This window comes from Albimonas sp. (genome assembly GCF_055129145.1).
On the sequence record NZ_JBSRTQ010000064.1, the window covers coordinates 1 to 23737 of the forward strand.

General features: G+C 69.8%; 18 protein-coding genes and 1 pseudogene. 15 read left to right on the plus strand and 4 right to left on the minus strand.

Annotated elements, in window-relative coordinates:
• The first annotated feature begins 215 nt into the window (after window positions 1-215).
• Complete coding sequence (locus ACTB72_RS11550) at window positions 216-1400, plus strand: alpha-D-ribose 1-methylphosphonate 5-triphosphate diphosphatase (RefSeq protein WP_463037143.1); 1185 nt, start codon at window positions 216-218, stop codon at window positions 1398-1400.
• On the opposite strand, the gene ACTB72_RS11555 is transcribed toward ACTB72_RS11550, so the two are convergent.
• The 3 genes from ACTB72_RS11555 to ACTB72_RS11565 all read right to left on the minus strand — a co-directional run bounded on the left by ACTB72_RS11555 (window position 1397) and on the right by ACTB72_RS11565 (window position 6124).
• Window positions 1397-3127 carry a flavin-containing monooxygenase gene (locus ACTB72_RS11555; protein WP_463037144.1) on the minus strand — a complete coding sequence of 577 codons (1731 nt, stop codon included), beginning with the start codon at window positions 3125-3127 and terminating at the stop codon, window positions 1397-1399. The two genes, ACTB72_RS11550 and ACTB72_RS11555, sit on opposite strands and share 4 nt — an antisense overlap.
• A 193-nt stretch (window positions 3128-3320) precedes the next feature.
• On the minus strand, window positions 3321-4823 hold the full coding sequence (locus tag ACTB72_RS11560; RefSeq protein WP_463037145.1) for a M81 family metallopeptidase: 1503 nt from the start codon (window positions 4821-4823) through the stop codon (window positions 3321-3323).
• Window positions 4824-4825: 2 nt separating this feature from the next.
• Window positions 4826-6124: an ArgE/DapE family deacylase gene (locus ACTB72_RS11565; RefSeq protein WP_463037146.1), complete on the minus strand. Its 1299-nt coding sequence runs from the start codon at window positions 6122-6124 to the stop codon at window positions 4826-4828.
• 250 nt (window positions 6125-6374) lie between these two features.
• Here ACTB72_RS11565 and ACTB72_RS11570 point away from each other — a divergent pair, with 250 nt between their 5' ends.
• The 12 genes from ACTB72_RS11570 (at window position 6375) to ACTB72_RS11625 (ending at window position 21229) form a co-directional block, all read left to right on the plus strand.
• Window positions 6375-7931 carry an ABC transporter substrate-binding protein gene (locus tag ACTB72_RS11570; RefSeq protein ID WP_463037147.1) on the plus strand — a complete coding sequence of 519 codons (1557 nt, stop codon included), beginning with the start codon at window positions 6375-6377 and terminating at the stop codon, window positions 7929-7931.
• 192 nt (window positions 7932-8123) lie between these two features.
• Complete coding sequence (locus ACTB72_RS11575) at window positions 8124-9068, plus strand: ABC transporter permease (protein WP_463037148.1); 945 nt, start codon at window positions 8124-8126, stop codon at window positions 9066-9068.
• Window positions 9065-9958, plus strand: a complete 894-nt coding sequence (locus ACTB72_RS11580) for an ABC transporter permease (RefSeq protein ID WP_463037149.1) — start codon at window positions 9065-9067, stop codon at window positions 9956-9958. The genes ACTB72_RS11575 and ACTB72_RS11580 overlap by 4 nt, the downstream gene beginning before the upstream one ends.
• The gene (locus tag ACTB72_RS11585; protein ID WP_463037150.1) at window positions 9955-11604 is read left to right on the plus strand and encodes a dipeptide ABC transporter ATP-binding protein; all 1650 of its coding nucleotides are present in this window, start codon (window positions 9955-9957) and stop codon (window positions 11602-11604) included. Before ACTB72_RS11580 ends, ACTB72_RS11585 begins: the two co-directional genes overlap by 4 nt.
• Window positions 11605-11705: 101 nt before the next feature.
• Window positions 11706-12824, plus strand: a complete 1119-nt coding sequence (locus ACTB72_RS11590; RefSeq protein WP_463037151.1) for a M20/M25/M40 family metallo-hydrolase — start codon at window positions 11706-11708, stop codon at window positions 12822-12824.
• Between the two features lie 108 nt (window positions 12825-12932).
• On the plus strand, window positions 12933-13724 hold the full coding sequence (locus ACTB72_RS11595) for an IclR family transcriptional regulator domain-containing protein (RefSeq protein ID WP_463037152.1): 792 nt from the start codon (window positions 12933-12935) through the stop codon (window positions 13722-13724).
• Between the two features lie 119 nt (window positions 13725-13843).
• Entirely contained in the window at window positions 13844-15010 is a 1167-nt protein-coding gene (locus ACTB72_RS11600) for an ABC transporter substrate-binding protein (RefSeq protein ID WP_463037153.1), read from the plus strand.
• 291 nt (window positions 15011-15301) lie between these two features.
• Window positions 15302-16168, plus strand: coding sequence for a branched-chain amino acid ABC transporter permease (locus ACTB72_RS11605; RefSeq protein ID WP_463037154.1), 867 nt, complete (start codon window positions 15302-15304; stop codon window positions 16166-16168).
• A 13-nt stretch (window positions 16169-16181) separates the two neighbouring features.
• Window positions 16182-17882, plus strand: coding sequence for a branched-chain amino acid ABC transporter ATP-binding protein/permease (locus ACTB72_RS11610; protein WP_463037155.1), 1701 nt, complete (start codon window positions 16182-16184; stop codon window positions 17880-17882).
• Complete coding sequence (locus ACTB72_RS11615) at window positions 17879-18586, plus strand: ABC transporter ATP-binding protein (protein ID WP_463037156.1); 708 nt, start codon at window positions 17879-17881, stop codon at window positions 18584-18586. The genes ACTB72_RS11610 and ACTB72_RS11615 overlap by 4 nt, the downstream gene beginning before the upstream one ends.
• A 9-nt stretch (window positions 18587-18595) precedes the next feature.
• Window positions 18596-19636: a cyclase family protein gene (locus tag ACTB72_RS11620; RefSeq protein ID WP_463037157.1), complete on the plus strand. Its 1041-nt coding sequence runs from the start codon at window positions 18596-18598 to the stop codon at window positions 19634-19636.
• 225 nt (window positions 19637-19861) lie between these two features.
• Window positions 19862-21229 (plus strand): hypothetical protein, encoded by a 1368-nt coding sequence (locus ACTB72_RS11625; RefSeq protein WP_463037158.1) that lies wholly within the window; start codon window positions 19862-19864, stop codon window positions 21227-21229.
• A 16-nt stretch (window positions 21230-21245) separates the two neighbouring features.
• Here the strand turns inward: ACTB72_RS11625 and ACTB72_RS11630 are convergent, their stop codons facing one another.
• The gene (locus ACTB72_RS11630) at window positions 21246-22055 is read right to left on the minus strand and encodes an IclR family transcriptional regulator (RefSeq protein ID WP_463037159.1); all 810 of its coding nucleotides are present in this window, start codon (window positions 22053-22055) and stop codon (window positions 21246-21248) included.
• A gap of 155 nt (window positions 22056-22210) precedes the next feature.
• On the opposite strand from ACTB72_RS11630, the gene ACTB72_RS11635 reads away from it, so the two are divergent.
• Window positions 22211-23359, plus strand: a complete 1149-nt coding sequence (locus ACTB72_RS11635) for an acyl-CoA dehydrogenase family protein (RefSeq protein ID WP_463037160.1) — start codon at window positions 22211-22213, stop codon at window positions 23357-23359.
• A gap of 5 nt (window positions 23360-23364) precedes the next feature.
• A pseudogene (locus tag ACTB72_RS11640) lies at window positions 23365-23737 on the plus strand (hypothetical protein); the annotation flags it as partial.

Below are 23737 nucleotides of genomic sequence, written 5' to 3' on the forward strand. Positions count from 1 at the left end.
GACGTGGACGCGGCGCCTGCGCGGCGGTGGAGCGAAGCGCCGCGCAGACGTTCCGCGCGCGGCGGCGAGGCGCCCGCGGCGCGCGGGGGCCGGGGCGCTTGCCGCCGCGTCTCATTCCCGTCGGACGCGATGGTCATCATGGCGTCGCGATCCCTGCGCAGGGTCGCGCGCTCGCAATGCCCCGACCCGATGCGCCGAGACCCGAGGAGATTTCGATGGATGGCCGCTCCGCTCCCGCGCCCGACGCCCGCCCCGCGGACGGGCGTCTCGGCCCCGCGCTTCTGGCGCTGCCGGACGGAGTGGTGTTCGGCCGTCTGCGTCTGGAGGCTGGGCGGATCGCCGCCATCGAGCCGCTGGGCGACGCCCCCGAGGACGCCGCGGCGGGGGGCGAGGGCGACTACATCCTCCCCGGCCTCATCGACCTGCACACCGACCATATCGAAAAGCACCTGCATCCCCGCGTCACCGCGCCCTGGGATCCGCTGGGCGCGGCGCTCGCCTATGACGCGCAGGTTATCGCGGCGGGGATCACCACGGTCTACGACTCGCTCTCCGTCGGCGCCGCGATCCGCCAGTCCGAGCGGCGGGACCTGCTGGTCCCCGCGCTCGACGCGCTGGAAACCGCGGCCCGCCTCGGCCTGATGCGGGCCGAGCATCTGCTGCACCTGCGCTGCGAGATCTCCGACCCCGAGACGCCGGCCCTGCTCCACGCGGCGCTGGACCGCCCCGGCCTCGGACTGATCTCGCTCATGGACCACGCGCCCGGCGACCGGCAGAGCCCGGACATGGCGCGCTGGACGCGGCGGATGGCGGAGAACATCGACGTCAGCCTCGACGAGATGATCGCGCGGCGCGACGCGCTGCTGGACCGCTCGGCGCGGCTCGGCCCCTCGATCCGGGCGCATTGCGCGGCGGCGGCGCGGGCGCGGGGGGTCGCCCTGATGAGCCATGACGATGCGAGCGAGGCGCATGTGGCCCAGGCCGCGGCCGAGGGCGTCTCGATCTCGGAATTCCCCACCACGCTCGCCGCGGCCCGGGCCGCCAGGGCGGCCGGCATGGCGGTGATCGCGGGGGGGCCGAACCTGGTAAGGGGCGGCTCGATGACCGGCAATGTCGCGGCGCGGGATCTGGCGGCGGCGGGGCTTCTGGATATCCTCGCGTCGGACTACGTGCCGCGAAGCCTGGTGGATGCGGCCTTCGCGATGGCCGCGGACCCGGAGCTGCCGCAGGACCTGGCGGCCGCCGTGGCGATGGTCACCTCGGCGCCGGCGCGGGCCGCGGGGCTGGACGACCGCGGGGCGCTGGTTCCCGGCCTGCGCGCCGACCTGATCCGGGTGCGGCGGGTGGCGGGCGTCGCCCATGTGGCCGAGGCCTGGCGGGAGGGGCGGCGGGTGCTCTAGCCCCCCTGCCCCAGCTCCTGCCCGATCTGACGGGCGAGCATCCGCGAGAACATCCGCACCTGGCTGTAGGCGCCGCCGGTGAACCAGAGCCCCGGCTGCGGCGTGCGGGTCCACATGTTGGCCAATTCCTGCTCCGCGTCGAACCCCCAGATCTGGCCGGTGCGCGCGGCGACCTCCGCGCCGAAGAGCTGCGCCACCATGTGCTCGAGCCCTTTGTAGCCGGTGGCGAGCACCACGAGCTCGGCCTCGATCAGCCGCCCATCGGCCATGCGGGCGCCCGTCGCCTCCCACCCCGCGATCTCGGCGGTCTGGATCAGGCCGATTTCTCGGGCCGCGATCAGGTCGGAGCAGCCGATGTTGAAGTAGTAGCCCCCGCCCCGGGTCCGGTATTTCAGCGGCCAGCCGGTGCCGTCCTCGCCGAAATCCAGCCGGAAGCCGACCGCCTCCAACCCGTCGAGCAGCGGCCGGTCGATCTCCACCGACTTTTTCGTCAGGATCCTGTGGGCCTGCTTCATCGGCTCCAGCGGCAGGGCGAGGGCGAGCAGGTCGCGATCCGCCGGCGCCGGGCCTGGCCCGAAGAAGATGCCGTCGAAGAGCTGGGCGGAGGGTTCGACCTGCGTGACCAGCGAGGGGGAGCGTTGGGACATGGTCACCCGCGCCCCCTTCGCATGCAGGTCCTGGGCGATGTCATGGGCCGACGTCCCGGTCCCCATCACGATCACCCCACGCCCCCGCCATGGCTCGGCCGAGCGGAAGCCGGAGGAATGGACGACCTCGCCCCCGAACCCCTCCATCCCCGGGATCCGCGGAATGTTCGGCGTGCCGGAGACGGAGGTCGCCATGATGATATGCCGGGGCCGCATGATCCGGGGCGCCTGCCCCTCGCGCGTCACCCTCGCCTCCCAGACGCCCGCTTCCTCGTCGCGCACGGCGCCGCCGAACTCGGCGGAGGTCCAGAAGTTGACCTCCAGCATGCGGACGTAGAATTCCAGCCAGTCGGCGATCAGGTCCTTGGGGATGTAGGGGGGGAAGGTGGTGGGGAAATCGAGGAACGGCATGGTGTTGCTGTTCTTCTGATTGTGCAGCGCGAGCGCGTGGTAGCGCAGGCGCCAGTTGTCCCCGACGCGCGCCATGCGGTCGACGATCAGCGCGTCCACTCCGGCCTGGTTGAGACAGGCCGCGGCGACGATCCCGGCATGGCCGCCGCCCACGATCAGCACCTCCGGGTCGCGGTCGGCGTAATCCTGCGCGGCGGCCCGGCGGTCGGCCCAGTTGGGCGCCGTGAAATCGCGATGCCCGCCCGACGGCGCGGCGGAGATGGGGGGGCGTGCCTCGGACCAGTCCAGCAGCGAAGTCAGCAGGATCCACGCGACCGGACCGTCGGGGCCGGGGATCAGGCGGACCACGGCCTCTCCGGCGCCCAGATCGCAGTCGAAATCGAGCACCGCCTCGGAGACCATGACCCCGGCGCGTTCCACCCGCACCGGGCCGTGACGGTCGGGCGAGACGCGAAAACCGCGGGCGGCGTGGGCGGTCAGGGCGGGGGCGAGGGCGGCGGCGCAGGCCTCGGGCCCGGAGACGGTGGCGAAGCGCGGGCGCAGGCAGGCGAGGTCGCGCCAATGGGCGTCAGGGGCGAAACAGGGTTCGAGCGCCGCCGGGTCGGACCCGGCGGCGCCCAGACGCGTCAGCCATGCGGTGATGTCGGAGCGGGCTCCGGCGTCATCCACCGCGCGGGCGCCTTCGCGGGGCGTCGGGCTTCGCGGCGGTGCGCGGCATGGGCGTCTCCTCCCGGACGTTCCGCGTCTCGACCCCGGGGGGCGGCGCGGATTGAGCGGAAGCCTAGACGCCAGGCCGGGCGGGGGTCCAGCGTCCCCGCCCTGGCCGTGCCCTAACGTCTGGTAGGGCCATGCTGAGCGCAGGTCAGGCTCGTTGCGCCGCGAAGGGCGCCGCGAACGGGCCGGGACGCACGCCGGCGCGCAGCCTGGTCCAGGGCAGCGTGGCCGGATCGACCGCCATCGGGCCGGGGGCGGCGCAGACCAGGATGGTCTCGGCGATGGGGGCGAAATCGGCGCGGAAATGCACCGAGGATTTCACCACCAGCAGCGACTGATCCTCCGGGTCGATGCCGACCTGGCGGAACATCTCGCGATCCGCCATCTGCGCCTTGGCCGAGACCACGACCACCGAGACGTTCCCGATGCGCAGCCGGGCCGACTCGCCCATCTGCATCATCCGCCCGAGATAATAGGGCCCCTTGGCCTCGAAGGTCCCGTCGGAGAGCTGTTCGACCGTGAACTCCGCCTCCAGCGGGCTGTCGCCGGGCCATTTCGACTTGGCGCCCAGCGACAGGCGCACCGTCGCGCCGACGCCCGCCGCATGGGCCGCGGCGGCGCTTTCGGGGTCGAAGACATTGCCGATGGCCGCCGTAGCGTCCGCCGCGATCAGGGCCTTGAGCATCCCCATCGTGTCCGAGTCCGCGCCCGCGCCTGGATTGTCCTGCGTGTCGGAGATGATGACCGGCTTCGACGCGGTCCTGGCGAGGCGCATGGCCTCGGCGACGCCCTCTTCCGGGCTCCAGACCTTGCCGGCGAAATCGGCCTCGGCCGCGACGACGGCGAGCATCAGGGCGCTGGCGGCGGCGTCGGCGCCCGGCCCATAGGCCACGACCGACATGCCGCAATCGGCGAAGTCGGCGGCCGGGAAGCCCATGTTGAAGCTCACCGCCTCCACCGTCTCGCCGTCGACCAGCGATTCCAGCTGCGCGTAAAGGCGTCTGGCCGGGTCCATGTCGGTGCACTGCCAGGCGATGGCCGAGAGATAGGGGGCCTGAAGGAACGCCTTGGGAAAGCGGGTCCCGCCCAGCATCTTCGACAGGCTGCGGGCGGCGCGGCGGCCGGTTTCGGCCATGTCGACATGGGGATAGGTGCGGTAGGACTCGAGAATATCCGCCTTCTCCACCATCAGCGGGCTGACATTGGCGTGGAGGTCGAGCGTGACCGAGACCGGCACGTCCGGCCCCACCACGTCGCGCAGACGGCGGAGGAACTCGCCCTCGCCGTCGTCGTGATGCTCGGTCACCATCGCCCCGTGCAGGTCCATGAAAACGCCGTCGAGCGGCATGGCGGCTGCGACCAGTTCCATGATCCGGCCGGTGATGGTCTCGAACGCCTCCTCGGTCACATGGGCGGAGGGGGAGGTGGCGGCGAAGAGGGTGGGGATCAGCTCCCACCCCTCGGCCCGGCCGATCTCGATCGCGCCGGCGATGCCGGCGTTGATCTTTTCGGTGCTGGCGATGACGTCCGCGCCCTCCACCATCCGCCCCGAGCCGCCGCCGGAGCGGAAGTCGTCCAGCGTGGCCTTGGAGGGGGCGAAGGTGTTGGTCTCGTGCAGGAAACCGCCGATGGCTATGCGGGGCGCCGCCATGCTCAGCCCTCCAGCTTGTTGAGGCCGCACCAGCGGGCGATGAAGAGCGCGATGGTCTCGGTGCAGGTTTTCACCGAGGCGAGGTCCACCTTCTCGTCGAAGCCGTGGATGTTCACGCCCTTGGGGCCCCAGCACACCGCCGGCACGCCGTAATAGGGGTAGAAGCGGGTGTCGGTGAGGCCGGTGTTGTTGTTCTCGATCAGCGGCGCGTCGCCGAACACTTCGGCCCAGGTGGCGCGGAATTCGGCCTCCGGCTCCTCGGCGCCTTCCAGCACCCAGCCTTCGGACATGAAGCCGTTCCACACGACCTCGGGCGGCGAATTGGCGAGGAACGGATGGGTGCGGGCGGCGGCGGTGACGCAATCCTCGATCTCGCGACGGGCCTGGGCCAGGTCCTGGCCGGGCAGCACGCCGATGCGGCAATCGACATCGCACCAGGCGGGGACGGAGGACGCCCAGTCGCCGCCCGCGATCTTGCCCGGGTTGAAGTTCAGCGGATGCACCACGTCCTTGAAATTCGGATGCTCCTTGGCGCGCTCGTTCCAGATGATCTCGAGGCCCTTGACCGCGTTGATCATGTCGAAGGCGGCGGTGATGGCGTTGGAACCTTCGCCCGCGACCGAGACATGCACCGGCTTGCCGCGGACCTTCAGCTTGAACCAGATCACCCCGACCTGGGCGCGCAGGAAGCGGAAGCCGGTCGGTTCGGGGATGAAGGCGAGATCGGCCCGGTAGCCGCGCTGCAGCGTCGAAAGCGCGCCGAGGCCGGTGGATTCCTCTTCGATCACCGACTGGAAATGCACGGTGGCGGCGGGCTCGTAGCCGGCCGAGCGCAGGGCGTCGAGCGCGAAAAGCGCGGAGACCGTGCCCGATTTCATGTCGCAGGCGCCCCGGCCGTGCATGAAGCCGTCCTTGATCACGGGATCGAAGGGCGGCGTCTCCCACATCTCGGCCGGGCCGGCGGGCACCACGTCGAGATGCCCCTGCAGGATCAGCGAGCGGCCATGCACATCCGCCGGCCGGTGGGAGCCGACGACGGTGCGGGCGCGCGAGAAATCACCCTCGATTGGTCCATACCCCCGAAGGGACTCCAGATCGGAGAGGTCGATCTTCCAGTCGTCGACGCAATAGCCCCGGTCGCGCAACGCGGCGGCCATGAAGTCCTGCGCGGGGCCTTCCTCGAACCGCAGGGAAGGGATTCGGACGAAATCGGCGAGAAACGCAGTCTGCGTCGCGAAGTTGGCATCAACGGCGGCGCGGATAGCGGCGCGGGCTGCATCATCGAGAGGCGCCATAGTCATTTGCGTGCGAACCTTTCAGGCAGGGAAGCGTGTCGGCTGTCGTTTGTCGACGGTTTTGATAGGTGTGGACATTGACAACGAACCGCCCCCGCCCGCAACCTTCTTTCGCGTTGCAGCAAACGGCCCGAGCGCCCGGACCACGTCAAGCGCGTCAGAGGCCGGCATCACCCACAGGAGAGACACTCATATGCTCGATGGAATGAAGGCCCTCGTTCGGCCGCCGGCTTCGCGGCGCGCCCGGGCCGCTCTGATGGCCGCGGCCGCGATGGCCGCGATGGGCGTGGGCCTGCCGGTCAGCGCCGAGACGCTCCGGGTGGTCATGCACTCCTCGCTCCGCGTGCTCGACCCGATCATCACCACCGCCTACATGAGCCGCAACCACGGCTACATGGTCTTCGACACCCTGCTGGCGCTCGACGAGAATTTCGAGATCAAGCCGCAGATGGCCGACAGCTGGTCCGTGTCCGACGACCAGCTGACCTGGACCTTCACGCTTCGCGACGGCCTCATGTTCCACGACGGCACGCCGGTGACCTCCGAAGACGCCGTCGCCTCGTTGAAGCGCTGGGGGTCGCGCGACGGCATGGGCCAGAAGCTCATGGACTATGTGTCCGAGATGGTCGCGGTCGACGACAAGGTATTCGAGATCAAGCTGAAGGAGCCCTACGGCCTTCTGCTCGGCTCCATCGCCAAGCCCTCGTCGAACGTGCCGTTCATCATGCCCAAGCGGCTGGCCGAGACGCCGTCGACCGAGCCGATCCCCGAGCAGATCGGGTCCGGCCCCTTCACGTTCAAGGCCGACGAGTTCCAGCCGGGCGTCATCACGGTCTACGAGAAGTTCGAAGGCTACAAGCCGCGCGAGGAAGAGCCCTCATGGGCGTCGGGCGGCAAGGTGGTCAAGGTCGACCGGGTCGAATGGGTCGTGATGTCGGACGCGCAGACCGCGCTCAACGCCCTGATGTCGAACGAGATCGACTACTGGGAGCAGCCGCCCTACGATCTGCTGCCGATCCTGGAGACCAACCCGGACATCGACATCCGGGTGATCAACAAGATGGGCTCGGTCACCATCGGCAGGCCGAACTTCCTGCATCCTCCGTTCGACAACAAGAAGGTCCGGCAGGCCGCGCTGGTGGCGATGAGCCAGCAGGACGTCATGGACGCGATGATCGGCAATCCCGACTATTACCGGGTCTGCGGCGCGATGTTCCTGTGCGGCACGCCGCTGGAGACGTCGGTGGGCGCCGAGGGCGTGATGGAGAAGGACGACATGGACAAGGCCAAGGCCTTGCTCAAGGAATCCGGCTATGACGGCACCCCGGTGGTGATCATGCATCCGACCGACGTCGGCTCGCTCAACACCCAGCCGGTGGTCGCGGCGCAGGCGCTGCGCGATGCGGGCTTCACCGTCGACCTGCAGGCGATGGACTGGCAGACGCTGGTCGGCCGTCGCGCGTCGCAGGCCCCGGTCGCCGAGGGCGGCTGGAACCTGTTCTTCACCACCTGGGTGGGCGCGGACGTGTTCAACCCGATCGCCAACAACATGGTCAACGGCCGCGGCCCCGAGAAGGGCGGCTGGTTCGGCTGGCCGACCGTCCCCGAGGCCGAGGAGCTGCGCGACGCCTATGCCCGCGCCGGCACGGCCGAAGAGCAGAAGGCCATCGCGGAAGAACTGCAGGCGCTCGCCTATGACGAGGTGATGTACCTCCCCGCCGGCCAGTTCACCTCCCCGGCGGCGTGGTCGACCAACCTCACCGGCGTGCTGGACGGCCCGGCCCCGTTCTTCTGGAACATCTCGAAGGAGTGATCCGGATCCTCGCGGGCCCCGCCTGATCGCGGGGCCCGCGAATCTCCGTCCGACCTGACCGCAGGCCCCCGAACGCAGGCCCCCGAATGCTGCGGGGGCCCGACCACGGCCCCCGCGCCCCGCCGGCCCGAGCACGGCCCCCCGCCGGCCCCCGCCGGACCCCCGGACCCTGACCAGCCCGAGAGGCCCACCATGCTCCGATACATCGCGCAACGAATCCTGGCCGCCGTGCCGGTGATGGGATTCGTCGCGCTCTTCGTGTTCCTGCTGCTGCGTCTGTCGCCCGGCGATCCGGCCGCGATCATCGCCGGCGACGCCGCGACGCCCGAGCAGCTCGAGGCCATCCGCGAGCGCCTCGGCCTCAACGACCCGATCTATCTGCAATTCTTCGACTGGATCTCGCGCCTGTTCCATGGCGATTTCGGCACCTCGATCCTGTCGGGCACGCCGGTGATCGACATGATCATGGGCCGGCTGGAGCCGACGGTGAGCCTCGCGCTGACCACCATCGTGCTCGCCATCCTGATCGCCGTGCCGCTCGGCGTGATCGCGGCCTGGAAGCAGGGCACCTTCATCGACCGTCTGGTGATGGCGATCTCGGTGCTGGGCTTCTCGGTGCCGGTCTTCGTGATCGCCTATGTGATGATCCAGATCTTCGCGATGGAGCTGAGATGGCTGCCCGTGCAGGGCTTCAAGTCGATCTTCGACGGGTTCGGCCCGTTCGCCGAGCGCATCGCCCTGCCCACCTTCACGCTGACGCTGCTCTATATCGCGCTGATCGCGCGCATCACCCGCACCTCGATGCTCGAAGTGATGGGCGAGGACTACGTGCGCACCGCGCGGGCCAAGGGCCTGCGCGAGGGCCGGGTCCTGATGCGCCACGCGCTGCGCAACTGCGCGGTGCCCATCGTCACCGTGATCGGCATCGGCTTCGCCCTGATCATCTCCGGCGTGGTGGTGACCGAGAGCGTGTTCAACCTGCCCGGCATCGGCCGGCTGACCGTCGATGCGGTGCTCGCGCGCGACTATCCGGTGATCCAGGCGGTCATTCTGCTCGCCTCGCTGGTCTATGTGCTGATCAACCTGATCATCGACATCGCCTATGTTCTGCTTGACCCGAGGATCCGCTACGCATGACCGGCATTGCGCAAGCCCCCGCCACGCCGTCGGACGGCCCTTCGGGGTTCTCGAAGCTGCGGGCCATCTTCTTCTCCGGCCCGGTCACGTCCATCGCCTCGGTGATGCTGACGCTGATCGTCCTGATGGCGATCTTCGCCCCCCTGATCGCGCCGCATGACCCGATCCGCCTGTCGCCCGCCACCCGCCTGAAGCCGCCGAGCGCGGATTTCCTGCTCGGCACCGACGCCTATGGGCGCGACCTGCTCAGCCGGGTGATCTACGGGGCGCGGATCTCGCTCATCGTCGGCGTCGGCTCGGCGATCTTCGCCACCGCGGTCGGGCTGCTGATCGGCCTCGCCGCCGGCTTCTTCCGGCGCTTCGACGCGGTGCTGATGCGCATCGTCGACGGGCTGATGGCGATCCCCTCGATCCTGCTCGCCATCGCCATCGTGGCGCTGTCGGGCGCGAGCCTGTGGACGGTGATGGTCGCGATCACCATCCCCGAAGTGCCGCGCGTGGTGCGCCTCGTGCGCTCCGTAGTGCTGTCGGCCAAGGAGGAGCCTTATGTGGAGGCCGCGATCTCGCTCGGCACGCCGACCTGGCGGATCCTCAAGCGCCATCTGCTGCCCAACACGGTGCCGCCGCTGATCGTGCAGGGCACCTATATCTGCGCCTCGGCGATCCTGGTGGAGGCGATCCTGTCGTTCCTCGGCGCCGGCATCAATCCGCAGACCCCGACCTGGGGCAACATCATGGCCGAGGGCCGGGTCTATTTCCCGATCAACCCCGGCATCATCCTCTGGCCCGGCCTGGTGCTGTCCGTGGCCATCCTGTCCATCAACCTGCTGGGCGACGCCGTGCGCGACGCGCTCGATCCCCGCATGGCCAAGCGGGGGATCGACCGATGAGCTCGACCGTCCTCGACGTCAAGGACTTGCGCATCGCGCTGAACGGCGATCCGGAGGCCCAGGTGGTCAAGGGGATCGACCTGAAGATCCGCGCCGGCGAGACCATGTGCCTGGTGGGCGAGAGCGGGTCGGGCAAGTCCCTGACCTCGCTCGCCACCATGGGGCTGCTGCCCTCGGTGCTGAAGGCGATCTCGGGCACGATCGAGCTGGGGGGGGAGGACCTGCTCTCCGCCTCTCCGCGCCGCCTGCGCCAGCTGCGCGCCACCGACATGGCGATGATCTTCCAGGAGCCGATGACGGCGCTGAACCCCGTCATGCGGGTCGGCGCGCAGATCATGGAGGTGCTGGACGCGCATTCGTCCTCGGGCTCGGGCGACCGCCGCAAGCGGGTGCTGGAGATGATGGAGATGGTGCACCTGCCCGACGTGACGCGCATCTACAACTCCTTCCCCCACCAGCTGTCGGGCGGCCAGCGCCAGCGCATCATGATCGCGATGGCGCTGATCCTGAAGCCGCGGCTGCTGATCGCGGACGAGCCGACGACGGCGCTCGACGTGACCACCCAGGCCCAGATCCTCAAGCTGATCCGCGAGCTGCGCGAGCAGCAGGGCACGGCGGTCCTGTTCATCACCCATGACATGGGCGTGGTGTCCGAGATCGCCGACGACGTGACGGTCCTGAAGCTCGGCGAAGTGATGGAGGTGCAGCCGGTCGACGACCTGCTGCGCCGGCCGAAGACGCAATACAGCCGCGACCTGCTGATGGCGGTGCCGAGCCTGATCCCGCGCGAACCCCGCCCGATCCCGGCCGACGCCGAGCATCCCGCGCTCGAGACCAAGGCGCTGCGCAAGGTCTATTCGACCGCCAAGCTTTTCGGCGGCAAGAAGGAGACGGTGGCCGCCAACGACGTGACGCTGAACCTGCAGCCGGGCCGGACGCTGGGCATCGTGGGCGAGAGCGGATCGGGCAAGTCGACCGTGGCGCGTTGCATCGTGCGGCTGATCGATCCGACCTCGGGCACGGTCACGGTCTCGGGGACCGAGATCGCGACCATCCCGCAATCGGCGCTGAAGCCGCACAGGAAGCGGGTCCAGATCGTGTTCCAGGACCCGTTCCGCTCGCTCAACCCCCGGATCGAGGTCGGCGAGTCGATCACCGAAGGCCCGACCAATTTCGGGGTGCCGAAGGCCCAGGCCATGGCGCGGGCGAAGGAGCTGCTGGAGCTGGTCGGCCTGCCGGCGTCCGCCGTCGACCGCTTCCCGCACCAGTTCTCGGGCGGGCAGCGCCAGCGCATCGCCATCGCCCGCGCGCTCGCCATGGACCCCGATCTGCTGGTGGCGGACGAGGCGGTGTCGGCGCTCGACGTCTCGGTGCAGGACCAGGTGCTGAAGCTGCTGGACGAGATCCAGCAGCGGATGGGCATCGCGATCCTGTTCATCACCCATGACCTGCGCGTCGCCGCCCAGATCTGCGACGACGTGATGGTGATGCAGCGCGGCGTGGTGGTCGAATACGGGCCGGCGGGCGAGGTGCTGGCCAATCCGCGCACCGAATACACCCGCACCCTGATCGAGGCCGCGCCCGGCCGTCACTGGGACTTCGGCAAGTTCCGCCCCGTCGCCGGCGTCGAGCCCGCGCTGGGCTGATCCCCGCCCCCGACATCGAACGGATGGGGCCGCCCTGCGCGCGGGGCGGCCCCCAAACGCGGGCGGCCGCCCGCCAAACGAACCCGTATGAGGAAAACCACATGGATATCTCGGCTCTGCCCTTCGACGCGGACCACATGCTGGCCGGCCTGCGCAAATGGGTGGAATGCGAAAGCCCGACCTTCGACCCCGTCGCGGTCAACCGGATGATGGACATCCTGTGCCGGGACTTCGCCATCATGGGCGCGACGGTGGAGCGGATCCCCGGCCGCATGGGCCTCGGCGACAGCGTGCGGGCGCGGTTTCCGCACCCCACCCCGAATGTGCCCGGCATCCTGATCCTCGGCCATTTCGATACCGTGCACCCGGTCGGCACGCTGGAAAAACTCCCGTTCCGGCGCGAGGGCGACAAGGCCTACGGGCCGGGCATCTGCGACATGAAGGGCGGGTCGTACCTGTCGCTGGAGGCGATCCGCCAGCTGATGGCCGCGGGCATCCCGACCCATCTGCCGATAACCTTCCTCGCCACGCCTGACGAAGAGATCGGGACGCCGTCGGTCCGCGACCTGATCGAGGCCGAGGCCGCGCGCGCCAAGGTGGTGCTGGTGCCCGAACCGGGCCGCAAGGACGGGGGCGTCACCTCGGGCCGCTACGCCATCGCGCGCTTCAAGATCGCCACCACCGGCACGCCGTCCCATGCCGGCGCGCGTCTGTCCGAGGGCAAGTCCGCGATCCGGGAGATGTGCAAGCGCATCGTCCAGATCGAGGAGATGACCACGCCCGACTGCACCTTCTCGGTCAGCGTGCTGCGCGCCGGCCAGTGGGTGAACTGCGTGTCCTCGGAGGCGCAGGCCGAAGTGCTGTCGATGGCCAAGAAGCAGGAGGACCTCGACAAGGGGGTCGAGGCGATGCTGGCGCTCAACACCAACGACTTCATGGTGGAGCGGTCGGTGACCCGGCCGGTCTGGGAGCCTGACGCCGGCACCTTCAAGCTGATCGAGATGGCGGAGGCCTTCCACAAGGCGGTGGGCATGCCGTTCCGGCACGAGAGCTCGGGCGGCGGTTCGGACGGCAATTTCACCGGCGCGATGGGGATCCCGACGCTGGACGGGCTGGGGGTCGAGGGCGACCTGATGCACACCCTGTCGGAGCATATCCACGTCCCTTCGCTGGCGCTGCGCGGCAAGGTGATGGCCGGGATGCTGGCCACCATCGCGTAATTGTCCGCGATGCGGACGCTTGTCGTCCGCGTCAGGCGTCGCTAGCCTTGCACCGCCCGCCCCGTTCCGGAGGCGGGCGGTTCGCATTTGCGCAGGAGGCGCAGGCGTTTGGCTGACGACGAGGCGCCGCGGCGCGACCCGGACCATGTGGAGGCGCTGGCCCGCGGGCTGGAGGTGCTGGCCGCGTTGTCGGGCGCGCCGGCCGAGAGCCGGGGTCGCCTGACGCTCAGCGAAGTCGCCGCCGCCACCGGGCTCAGCCGAGGCACCGCGCGCCGCCTGCTGCTGACGCTGAAGGGGCGCCGCTTCGTCGATTCGGACGGCAAGCGATTCTGGCTGACGCCCAAGGTGCTGGGCTTTTCCAACGGATATCTGGACCGGCTGGGGCTGGGCGACGCCTCCGCCGCCCTGCTGCAGGGCTTGAGCGAGACGCTGGACGAAAGCGTGTCGGTCGGCGTGCTCGACGGGGCCGACGTGGTCTATGTGGCGCGGGTGGAGGTCCGGCGGATCTACGCGACGCGGCTAGAGGTGGGGGCGCGGCTGCCGGCGTCCTGCTCGGCGCTGGGGCGCGTGCTGTTGGCGGGGCTGGACGCGACGGCGCTGGACCGCTGGCTCGCCTGCCATCCCCTGCCCGCGATGACGCCGCGCACCGTCACCGACCCCGATGCGCTGCGCAGGGAACTCGACCGGGTGCGGGAAGAGGGCTGCGCAGTGGTCGACGAGGAGGTCCAGCTCGGCATCCGGTCCTGCGGCATCCCGATTCTGGGCCGGGGCGGGCGGGTTCTGGCCGGGCTCGCGGTGTCGGTGTCGTCAGGGCGCGAGGGGCCGGAGCGGCTGCGCGCCCACCATATCCCCATCATGCGCGGCGCGGCGCCGGCGCTGGCGGCGGGCATGGACTGGTAGCGCGACGCATTCAATCTCCTGTTGACACCGACCGCAGGCTTGCGTCCTTTTATACGGACAAATGTCCGACATACGGACACAAGCAGGGTCGCCAAGATGACCCGCCAGGGAGGAACATCATGAAGAGACGCGCAGCCATGTCCTGGCTCGCCGCGGGCGCTCTGGCGCTCGGCGGCCTCGCCGCCCCCCACGCCGCCAGCGCCGCCGACGCGCCCAAGGACCCCGATGCCTTCCGCTTCGGCGCGATCCTCGCCATGTCCGGCAAGGCCGACTGGTATGGCAAGGTGATGAGCCAGGCGGTGCTGCAGGCGGTCGAGGAGATCAACGCCGCCGGCGGGATCGACGGCATCCCCATGGAAGCGATCATCGAGGATCACAAGTCCGGCGTCGCCAAGGAAGGCGTGTCGGCGATGACCCGCCTGATCAACATCCATGGCGTGCAGGCGGTGCTGACCTCGTTCTCGCCCCCCACGCTCGCCATCGCGCCGATCGCGGACGAAAAGGGCATCCTGCTGCTCAACGGCGGCGGCGTGTCGGCGGCGCTGATCGGGGCGTCGAAGTATCTCTACCACAACCGCTCGCTGGCCGCGGACCTCGGCCAGGCGGCGGCGTCGCGGGCGAAGGAGCTGGGGCTCGAGAAGATGGCCCAGCTGGCGTGGAAGTCGGACGCGGGCGAGAGCGTGATCGCCCAGGTCGACCCGATGTGGAAAGAAGGCGGCGGCACCATCGCGGCCACCGAGTTCATGGATGTGGGCGCGGCCAACATCGACACCCAGGCCGCGAAGATCCGTGCGTCGAAGCCCGATTGGGTGGCGCTGTGGCTGTTCTCCCCCGATCCGGGTCTGGCGCTGAAGCGTCTGCGGGAATTCGGGGTGACGGCGCCGATCATCGGCATCGAGTTCAACCAGGACATCCAGTCGGTGGCCGGCAAGTATTCGGACGGCTACGAGTACACCACCGATTATTTCGCCCCGACCGAGGGCTGGTCCAAGGACTTCGCCGACGGCTACGAAAAGCGCTACGGCGAAGCCCCCGAATTCTACGCGGCCAACTACTACGAGGACGTCTACGTTCTGGCGGAGGCCATCAGGCGCGCCCGCGCCAAGGGCGGCGACTACTGGAAGGGCGACAAGCTGGCCGCCGAGATCGAAGCCAACCCGACCTTCGACTCGGTCTATGGCGGGACCATGACCTACCAGGACAACGGCGTGGCGAAGAAGCGCGTCGCCCTGTTCTCGGTCAAGGACGGCAAGAGCCATTTCGAGAAGTACATCGACCGCGAGTGACGCGACCGGCGGCCCGCGCCCGGCGGCCTTCGGGCGACCGGGCCGGCGCCGCGGCGGATCCCGCGACACCCCAGGGGGTCCCGCCCCGAGGCGTTGCGGTAGGAAGGGGCGTCGACGCGCCCCTTCCGCTTGACCCCCGGCCCCGGTTTCCAACGGTCCCCCGCCTGCGCCGCGACGCCCGCCCCCGGCGCCCGCCAAAACGACGCCTGATCCGGGCGGGCGGCGCGCTTCGCCCCCCCCTTCCCTGACCGGCCCCGTTCCCCGGCCCCTCCTCCGGAAAGCCTCCCCCGCATGGACCTGCTGCTGCAACTGTTCGTCAACGGCGTGATCAACGGCGCGCATTACGCGCTGCTGGGCGTCGGTTTCGGACTGATCTTCGCCACCACCCGCATCGTGCATTTCGCCTTCGGGCCGATCTTCACCTTCGCCGCCTATGTGGCCTGGGGGGTGTCGGGCGGGCTCGGCCTGCCGATCTGGCTGGGGCTGATCGCGGCCATCGCCACCGCGGTGGCGCTGGGGGTGGTGACCTATCTGCTGCTCTACCGGCCGCTCGAGATCAACCGCGCGCCGCCGCTGGCCCCGCTGATCGCGTCGCTGGGCCTCTACATCGTGCTCGAGAACACGGTGGGCATCCTCTTCGGGACCGGGGTGCGGGTGGTGGACCTGGATTACGACATCTATTTCCTCGGGCCGGTGTTCTTCACCTCGATCCACCTCTGGCAGGTGGGATCCTTCGTGGCGCTGGCGGGGGGGCTGAGCCTGTTCCTCAAGCGCACCCGCTACGGCAAGGCGATCCTCGCGATGACCGACGATCCGGACATGGCGCGGATCATCGGCATCGACACGTTCAAGGTGACGCTGCTGGTCTTCGCCATCGGCTCGATGCTCTCGGCCGTGCCCGCCACGCTGATCCTGCTGAAGGACGGCGCCTCGACCCATATGGGCTTCGCCGCGGTCTTCATGGGCTTCGTCGCGGTGATCGTGGGCGGCGTCGGCTCGCTGCGCGGCGCCGCCGCGGGAGGGATGCTGCTCGGCCTCGTCGAGAGCCTCGGCCTCTGGCAGATCCCGACCGAGTGGCAGCAGTCCATCGCCTTCGTCGTCCTCTACATCATGATCCTGGTCAGGCCCGAGGGCCTGTTCTCCATGGCTCGGCGCTGAGGAGAAACCCAGCATGGAATACGTCCTCCACGTCCTCGCGATGTTCTGCCTCTATTCGATCCTGGCGACGTCGTTCAACCTGCTGGTCGGCTTCGGCGGGCTCTTCGCCCTGTCCCAGGCGGCGCTTTACGCGCTCGGCGCCTACGGCACGGCCATCGGGGCGGGCACGCTGGGTCTGCCCTTCCCCATCCCGCTGATCATTTCGGTGGTGGTCGCGTCCTCGATGTCGGTGCTGATCGCCATTCCGGCGCTCAGGGTCTCGGGCCACTACCTGGTGGTGATCTCGGTGGCCTTGCAGATCATCGTCCTGCAGGTGGCGATGAACTGGAAGGAGCTGACCGGCGGCACCGACGGCATCTCCGGCATTCCGCAATACGAGTTCTTCGGAGTTCGCATCGACACGCCCGGAGCGTTCCTCGTGGTGGCCGCCATTGCGGCGGTGGGCTGCTTCTGGGTGTGCCGGCGGCTGACGCGCTCCCCCTTCGGGCGGGCGCTGCGCGCGATGCGCGAAAACGAGGCGGCGGCGCAGGCGGTCGGCAAGAACATCCTCTACATGAAGGTCACCGTCTTCGCGGTTTCGGCGGCGCTGGCGGCGGTCGCAGGCTCGCTCTTCGCGCGGTATTTCACCTATGTCGGGGCCGACAGCTTCACCATCGACGAGACCATCTACATCCTCGCCATGGTCATCCTCGGCGGGGCCGGGAACCTCTGGGGCTCGATCCTCGGCGCGGCGATCCTGGTGATCCTGCCCGAGGCGCTGAAATTCGCGCCGCTGCCCGTCGATATCGCCGACAAGATGCGCCTGATCGCCTACGGCCTGGTGCTGATGCTGGTGCTGCGCTTCCGCCCCGACGGCCTCTTGCCCGAGCCGCGGGGGAAGAAGGCGATGTTCGTGCCGGTGGATGCGGCGGCGGGCGGCGACGCCTCCTCCCTGTTCGAGGGCGGCGCCGGGGCGCCCGGTTCGGTGACGCTGGAAGGCCGCGCGCTGAAGAAGACCTTCGGCGGCATCACGGCGATCTCGGACTTTTCGATTGAACTCAGGAAGGGCCAGATCACCGGGCTCCTCGGTCCCAACGGCGCCGGCAAGACCACGGCGTTCAACCTGCTGACCGGGTTCCTGCGCCCGACGTCGGGCGAGATCCTGCTGCACGGCAAGCCCGTCGGCGCGAAGAAGCCGCATGAGCTGGTCGGCGCCGGCGTCGCCCGGTCGTTCCAGGACCTGCGGCTTTTCACCAAGATGACGGTGCTGGAAAACGTGGTGGTCGCCCTGCCCCGCCAGTCCGGCGACAGCCTCGCCTCGGTCTTCCTGCGTCCCGTGAAGGTCCGGGCGGAGGAGCGCGCCAACGCCGCCCGCGCCATGGAGATCCTGCGCTTCGTGGAGCTGGACAAGAAGGCCCACGAGACCGCCGAGGACCTGTCCTACGCCGAAGAGAAACTCCTCGTCGTCGCCCGTCTGCTCGCCACCGGGGCCGAGGTGCTGCTCTTCGACGAGCCGATGTCGGGCCTCGACCAGACCACCTTGCAGGAGATCTTCCCGGTGATCCGCCGCCTCGCCCAGAACGGCAAGACGGTGTGCATCATCGAGCACAATCTCGACGTGATCAAAGAGCTCTGCGACACGGTCTATTTCCTCGACGAGGGGCGCGCGATGGCGACGGGCACGCCGGAGGCGCTGATGAACGACCCCGAGCTCGCCGCGAGGTATTTCAAATGACCGCGATCCTGGAGACCAAGGCGCTGGTGTCGGGCTACGGCAAGAAGCGCGCGGTGCACGGCGTGGATCTGGCGCTCAACACCGGCGAGATCCTGCTGGTGCTGGGCCATAACGGCGCCGGCAAGACCACGCTGATGTCGACCATCTTCGGGCTGATCAAGCCGATGGAGGGTCAGGTCCTGCTCGACGGCCGCGACATCGCCGGGCGCACGCCTGCCGCGAACGTGGCGGACGGCATCGCCTATGTCCCGCAGGGCCACGGCATCTTCAAGACGCTGACGGTGCGCGACAATCTGGAGCTTGGGGCGTTTTCGGAGACGGACGGCTCGAAGATGGCCGGGCGGCTGGAGCAGGTCTATTCGCTGTTCCCGATTCTCAAGGAGCGCGCCGGCCAGGTGGCGGGCACCTTCTCGGGCGGGCAGCAGCAGATGCTGGCGATCGGCATGGCGCTGATGCACGGGCCGCGGGTGCTGATCCTCGACGAACCCTCCATCGGGCTCGCCCCCAATCTGGTGGAGCGGGTGATGGAGGCGATCAAGACCATCAACAGGGATCTCGGCGCCTCGATCCTGATGGTCGAGCAGAACGTCAAGCTGAGCCTGCCGGTCGCCGACCGGGCGATGGTGATCAAGACCGGGGCGGTGGTCTACGAAGGGGCGCCGGAGCCGCTCAACGACCATGTCCGCCTGATGACCCTGTTCTGAGGACCGATGATGACCAAGCGTTGGACCAACCGGCCCGAGGGCTCGACCTGGGGCGATTTCGGCGAGGATGACCAGACCGGGCGGCTCGCCCTGCTGACGCCAGAGCGGACGAGGCGCGCGGTGACCGAAGTGCGGGACGGAAGGTCCTGGTGCCTGTCGCTGCCCCTCGATTTCCCGGGCGGGAACCAGCTGAACGAACGCCGGCATCCGCCCCGGCTCTTCGCCACCGCCACGACGGCGGGTCAGGCCTGGTACAACCAGCCGCTCGCGGTGAACGGGCCGGATTTCACCGATGTGGTCTCGGACGATGCCGTCCTGCTGCACACTCAGTATTCGACCCAATGGGACGCGCTGGCCCATGTCGGCGCCCTCTTCGACGCCGACGGCGACGGCGAGGCGGAGGTGGTCTACTACAACGGCTGGAAGGCCGGCGAGCATGTGGTGGGCCCCGCGGTGACCCATGGGCATGACTGCTCCGACTTCGAGGGGTCTCACGCCGACCGCCTCGGCATCGAGAACATGGCGGCGACCTGCGTGCAGGGCCGCGGCGTGATGGTCGACCTGCGCCACCATCTCGGCGACGCCCGCGCCTATGTCGGCTACGACGCCCTGATGCGGGTGATGGAGGCCGACGGCGTGGAGGTGGAGGAAGGCGACATGGTCTGCTTCCACACCGGCTGGGCGCAGCGGGTCCTGGAAATGGACCGCAAGCCGTCCATCGACATCCTGCACGACGCCTGCGCCGTGTTGGACGGGCGCGACTCGAAACTGCTGAACTGGGTGACGGACTCGGGCGCTGCGGTGCTGATCGCCGACAATTACGCGGTGGAGGGGCATCCCTCGCGCCCCGGCGAGGGCAAGCACGCGGTCCTGCCGCTGCATGAGCACTGCCTGTTCAAGCTGGGCGTGCATCTCGGCGAGCTCTGGCATCTGACGCCGCTCGCCGCCCATCTGCGCGCTTCTGGCCGGTCGCGGTTCTTCCTGACCGCCCCGCCGCTGCGGCTGCCGGGGGCGGTCGGCTCGCCGCTGACCCCGGTTGGCACAACCTGAGACGCGCCGCCGGGGCCGGGCGGATGAACGCCGCCTGACCCCGGCCGCGCCCTTTTGCTGCGGCGCCAAAAGCCCATCTGGACAGGTCCCGGCCCGGCGGCTAGGCCGGCGAGACACCGCGCAGCGCCGAGGTTCTGAGCCCTTGTCCATCACCGCCCCGTCCCTCCGCCCGCATCCCGCGCGCAACAGCCACGTCCGCCCTTCGGCGCGGCGGGAGACCCGCCGATGAGCGACCGCGGATCCGGCCCCAAATCAGGCCCCAAATCAGACGGCGCGGCCGCGCGGCGCGACGTGCTCGCCTTCGGGATCATCCGGGGCGCCAGCTCGGTCGTCTCCTTCTTCGGCGCCTTCTATCTGGTGGGCATCGGCGAGGCGGCGACCTACGGCACCTATCTCGCGGGCTTCAGCCTCGCGGTGATCATCTCGGTGCTGACCCGCTTCGGGTCCGACCACACGCTGCTGAGGCTGTCGCGCAGCGGCCGCAGGGGCGCGTCGCCCGAAGGCGCGACGCTGCGCGCGCGGGTCTTCAAGACCTGGCTGACGTTCTGGTTTCCCAGCCTGTGCCTGGCGGGCGTCGCCTGGGGGGCGGGCATTCCCTACGGACTGGAGCTGTTCAACGGCGTGATGTTCTCGGCGGCGGTGGTCGCGGGGCGCTACCTGCGCTCCGCCGGCCGGCCGCGGCCTGCTCCGCTGATGATGCCGCCGTTCATGCATTTCTTCGGGGTCGGGCTGCTGTGCCTGGGGGCCACGCCGGACATGGCGCTGTGGCTCGGCGGCGTGCTGTGGGTCGCGACCTGCGCCGCGATCTTCCTGCGCACCATGGGCGCGCGCGCGCCCGGACGCATCCTGCGCGCGCCGATGTTCCTGCGGATCCGGCCGCGCCGGCTCGGCCTGATCTTCTTCAGCTACACGATCGAGGCGTCGTTCTACAACGGCGTCAACCTGCTGATCCAACACCTCTACGGCCCGGCGGCGCTGGCGATCTTCAATACCATCATGAAGCTCAACTTCATCTCCGAGCAGAGCCAGGAGTTCCAGCGCATCTTCCGCCTCGGCACCGGGCGGGCGCAGGTCACGACATCGGGGCCGAACCCGGCCGCGAAGGCCGCGGGGCCCGCCGACGGCGGCATGGGCGGCGATGCCGGCGGGCGCGGCGGGCTCAAGGGCCGGCTCAGGGACTTCCTGCAGCGGCTCGACGGCGGCCGTCGCTCCATGGGCTCCGGACCGCTGGAGCTGATCTTCTTCTCCGCCGCCGCCGCGACGGGCAACGCGATCATCATGCTGCTGCTGCTGCGGCATGATTTCGAGATGATGCCGGCCTGGGCGTTCTACATCCTGCTGACCATCGGCCAGACGCTCAGCATCGCGGCGGGTCCGGCGATGTACGCGATCCTGACCTTCCGCTCGCTGGCGATGTCGAACGTGCTGCGGATCGGCTATATCCTGGCCTTCGTCGGCTTCCTCTACATCTCCCCCGAGGCGCCCGAGCTGTGGGTGCTGGCCAACGTCTTCCTGCTGGCTGCGGTGCGCTACGTGGCGCTGTGGTACTGGCGGCGCGGGGACCGGCTGCTGGCGAAGGGGCCGGGCGACTGAGCGGCGGCGGCCCGCCTCAGTCGCCGGGCTTGAGGTAGTTCGCAACGCCCTCGCGCATCGCGGCGACCAGCGCCGTCTCCTCCTGCTCCAGATGGTCCTGAAGACCGCCGAAGGCCAGCGCCAGCGGCCGCCCGGCGGCGTCGACCCCGTCGGGCAGGCGCAGCGCGATGGCCCCCGCCCCCGGCGTGACCAGCCCGCGCGACAGGAAATGTCCGTCGCGCCGGGCCTGCTCCACATTCGCCAGCACCTCGTCGGCGCGGATCCGGAAATCGGGGACCTCGGCCGCGGTGCGCCTTGTGAGGGCGCGGATCTCGGCGTCCTCCAGCCCGGTCATCAGCATGAAGCCCGCCGCCGACCAGACCAGCAGCCGCCGCGCGCCGATGGTCACGTGGAACCGCATCGTGGAGCGCGAGGGCACGGCGTAGATGTATTGCGCGAAGATGCCGTTGCGTGCGGACAGCAGGCTGGTCTTGCCGGTCTGCTCGGTCAGCCGCTCCATCATCCTTGTCAGGCGCCCGTCGCGGATCGGACCGCCGTCGAGCCATGCGCCGAGCAGCGACACCCGCGGCGAGGGCAGGAAGGTCCGCGTGGCGTGATCGTAGTCGAGATAGCCCAGATCGCGGAGCGAGCGCATCAGGATCGAGGTCGAGGACTGGGGCATCTCCAGCGCCTCGGAGATCTCGGTGGCGCGCGCCGGGCGGCGGACATTCTCGAAGAACTCCAGCACCTGAAGCACCCTGCCGGCCGACTTCACCGCGCCCGCGCCGCGCGGCACGGGATCGGGGGCGGCGAGCATCTGCGCGTCATGGGGACTGGGCCGGGTCATCGCAGGGTTCCGTTTTTCACATCCATGATATTGTTAATCACGCATGTGCACGCGCATTGCAAGCCGGCCCGATGCGCGGTCTGGTCCCGACAGGGGGACGCAGCCCGGAGAGCGGACGATCACAGTCCGCCACGGCGCGTCCGGGAGGAGACGACATGCAAGCTTTCCGGTTCGCGGGCGCACGCCTGCCGGCCGAGGCGGAAGCGGCGCGCGCCGGCGTCCGCGCGTTCCTGGCGCAGGAACGCGCGGCCGGCCGCTTCGAGCCCCATCGGACCACCTGGACCAGTTTCGACGCCGGGTTCTCGGCGCGCGCCGGGGCGGCGGGGTTCGTCGCCACCGGGTTTCCGACGGAATTCGGCGGCAAGGGCTGGCCGGCGCTGGTCCGCTTCGCCATCGCCGAGGAGATGCTGGCCGCCGGCGCCCCGTGCGGCGCGCATTGGGTGGCGGAACGTCAGTCGGGCCCGCAGATCCTGCGCCACGGCTCGGCCCGCGCGAAGGCGGAGATCCTGCCCAGGATCGCCGCCGGAACCTGCTTTTTCGGGATCGGGATGTCGGAGCCGGGCTCGGGATCCGACCTCGCCGCGGTGCGCACGCGGGCGACGCGGGACGGGGACGGCTGGCGGATCAACGGGTCGAAGATCTGGACCTCGAACGCGCATCGCGCCCATTACCTGATCGCGCTGGTGCGGACCGGGGACGCAGGCGAAAGCCGCCATGCGGGGCTGACCCAGTTCGTCATCGACATGGCCTCGCCGGGGCTGACCACGCGCCCGATCCATGACCTCGCCGGGAACCACGAGTTCAACGAGGTGTTTTTCGACGACTGTTTCGTGCCCGACGACATGCGGGTGGGCGGAGAGGGCGACGGCTGGTCGATGGTCACCGCCGAGCTCGCCTTCGAGCGCGCGGGGCCCGACCGCTACCTGTCGGACATCCGCCTGCTGGTCGCCCTGATCGACGAGGTCGGCGAGGCCCCCGACCGGATGGAGGCGGCCGAGATCGGGCGCATGGTCGCCCATCTGGCGGCGTTGCGGCGGATGTCTGCCTCGGTGTCTTCCATGCTCGACGGCGGCGCCTCGCCGGTGACGCAGGCCGCGCTGGTCAAGGACGTGGGCACGGGGTTCGAGCGGATGGTCCCCGAGGTCGCGCGCCGGATCCGGCGGGTCGAGCCCGGCGTGGACGCGCCCGGCGACTACGCCCAGAGCCTCGCGGAGACCGTGCTCCGCGCCCCTTCCTTCACGCTGCGCGGCGGCACGCAGGAGATCCTGCGCGGCATGATCGCCCGCGGCCTCGGCCTGAGATGACCCCGATGACGGACGCCCCCCTTTCCGATCCCGAAGACCTCGGCGCCATCGTCGCCGAACAGGCCGCGCGTCTCTTCGACCGGCTGGCGACCCGCGAGGCGCTGGCCGCCGCCGACCGCGGCGAATGGCGGGCCGGAATCTGGACGGCGGTCGAGGCGGCGGGATTGCCGCTGGCCTTGCTTTCGGAGGACGCGGGCGGGGTCGGGCTGGACCCGGCGGCGGCGTTCGGGCTGGTGCGGCTCGCCGCCCGGCACGCGGCCCCGATCCCGTTGGGCGAAACGATGGTGGCCGCGGCGCTGTGGGGCGCGGCGCTGGAGGGACCGGCGACGTTGGCCGTGCAGACGGCGCCCGACGGGCGCGGGCCGCTGACCCGGCTCA

What these genes read in the sequence shown, in the direction of transcription:
- ACTB72_RS11575 (WP_463037148.1), top strand. Translation starts at nt 8,124, where the DNA reads ATGCTCCGATACATCGCGCAACGAATCCTGGCCGCCGTGCCGGTGATG.
- ACTB72_RS11610 (WP_463037155.1), top strand. Translation starts at nt 16,182, where the DNA reads ATGGAATACGTCCTCCACGTCCTCGCGATGTTCTGCCTCTATTCGATC.
- ACTB72_RS11615 (WP_463037156.1), top strand. Translation starts at nt 17,879, where the DNA reads ATGACCGCGATCCTGGAGACCAAGGCGCTGGTGTCGGGCTACGGCAAG.
- ACTB72_RS11600 (WP_463037153.1), top strand. Translation starts at nt 13,844, where the DNA reads ATGAAGAGACGCGCAGCCATGTCCTGGCTCGCCGCGGGCGCTCTGGCG.
- ACTB72_RS11630 (WP_463037159.1), bottom strand. Translation starts at nt 22,055, where the DNA reads ATGACCCGGCCCAGTCCCCATGACGCGCAGATGCTCGCCGCCCCCGAT.
- ACTB72_RS11570 (WP_463037147.1), top strand. Translation starts at nt 6,375, where the DNA reads ATGGCCGCGGCCGCGATGGCCGCGATGGGCGTGGGCCTGCCGGTCAGC.
- ACTB72_RS11625 (WP_463037158.1), top strand. Translation starts at nt 19,862, where the DNA reads ATGAGCGACCGCGGATCCGGCCCCAAATCAGGCCCCAAATCAGACGGC.
- ACTB72_RS11590 (WP_463037151.1), top strand. Translation starts at nt 11,706, where the DNA reads ATGGATATCTCGGCTCTGCCCTTCGACGCGGACCACATGCTGGCCGGC.
- ACTB72_RS11635 (WP_463037160.1), top strand. Translation starts at nt 22,211, where the DNA reads ATGCAAGCTTTCCGGTTCGCGGGCGCACGCCTGCCGGCCGAGGCGGAA.
- ACTB72_RS11605 (WP_463037154.1), top strand. Translation starts at nt 15,302, where the DNA reads ATGGACCTGCTGCTGCAACTGTTCGTCAACGGCGTGATCAACGGCGCG.
- ACTB72_RS11550 (WP_463037143.1), top strand. Translation starts at nt 216, where the DNA reads ATGGATGGCCGCTCCGCTCCCGCGCCCGACGCCCGCCCCGCGGACGGG.
- ACTB72_RS11585 (WP_463037150.1), top strand. Translation starts at nt 9,955, where the DNA reads ATGAGCTCGACCGTCCTCGACGTCAAGGACTTGCGCATCGCGCTGAAC.
- ACTB72_RS11580 (WP_463037149.1), top strand. Translation starts at nt 9,065, where the DNA reads ATGACCGGCATTGCGCAAGCCCCCGCCACGCCGTCGGACGGCCCTTCG.
- ACTB72_RS11620 (WP_463037157.1), top strand. Translation starts at nt 18,596, where the DNA reads ATGACCAAGCGTTGGACCAACCGGCCCGAGGGCTCGACCTGGGGCGAT.
- ACTB72_RS11565 (WP_463037146.1), bottom strand. Translation starts at nt 6,124, where the DNA reads ATGACTATGGCGCCTCTCGATGATGCAGCCCGCGCCGCTATCCGCGCC.
- ACTB72_RS11560 (WP_463037145.1), bottom strand. Translation starts at nt 4,823, where the DNA reads ATGGCGGCGCCCCGCATAGCCATCGGCGGTTTCCTGCACGAGACCAAC.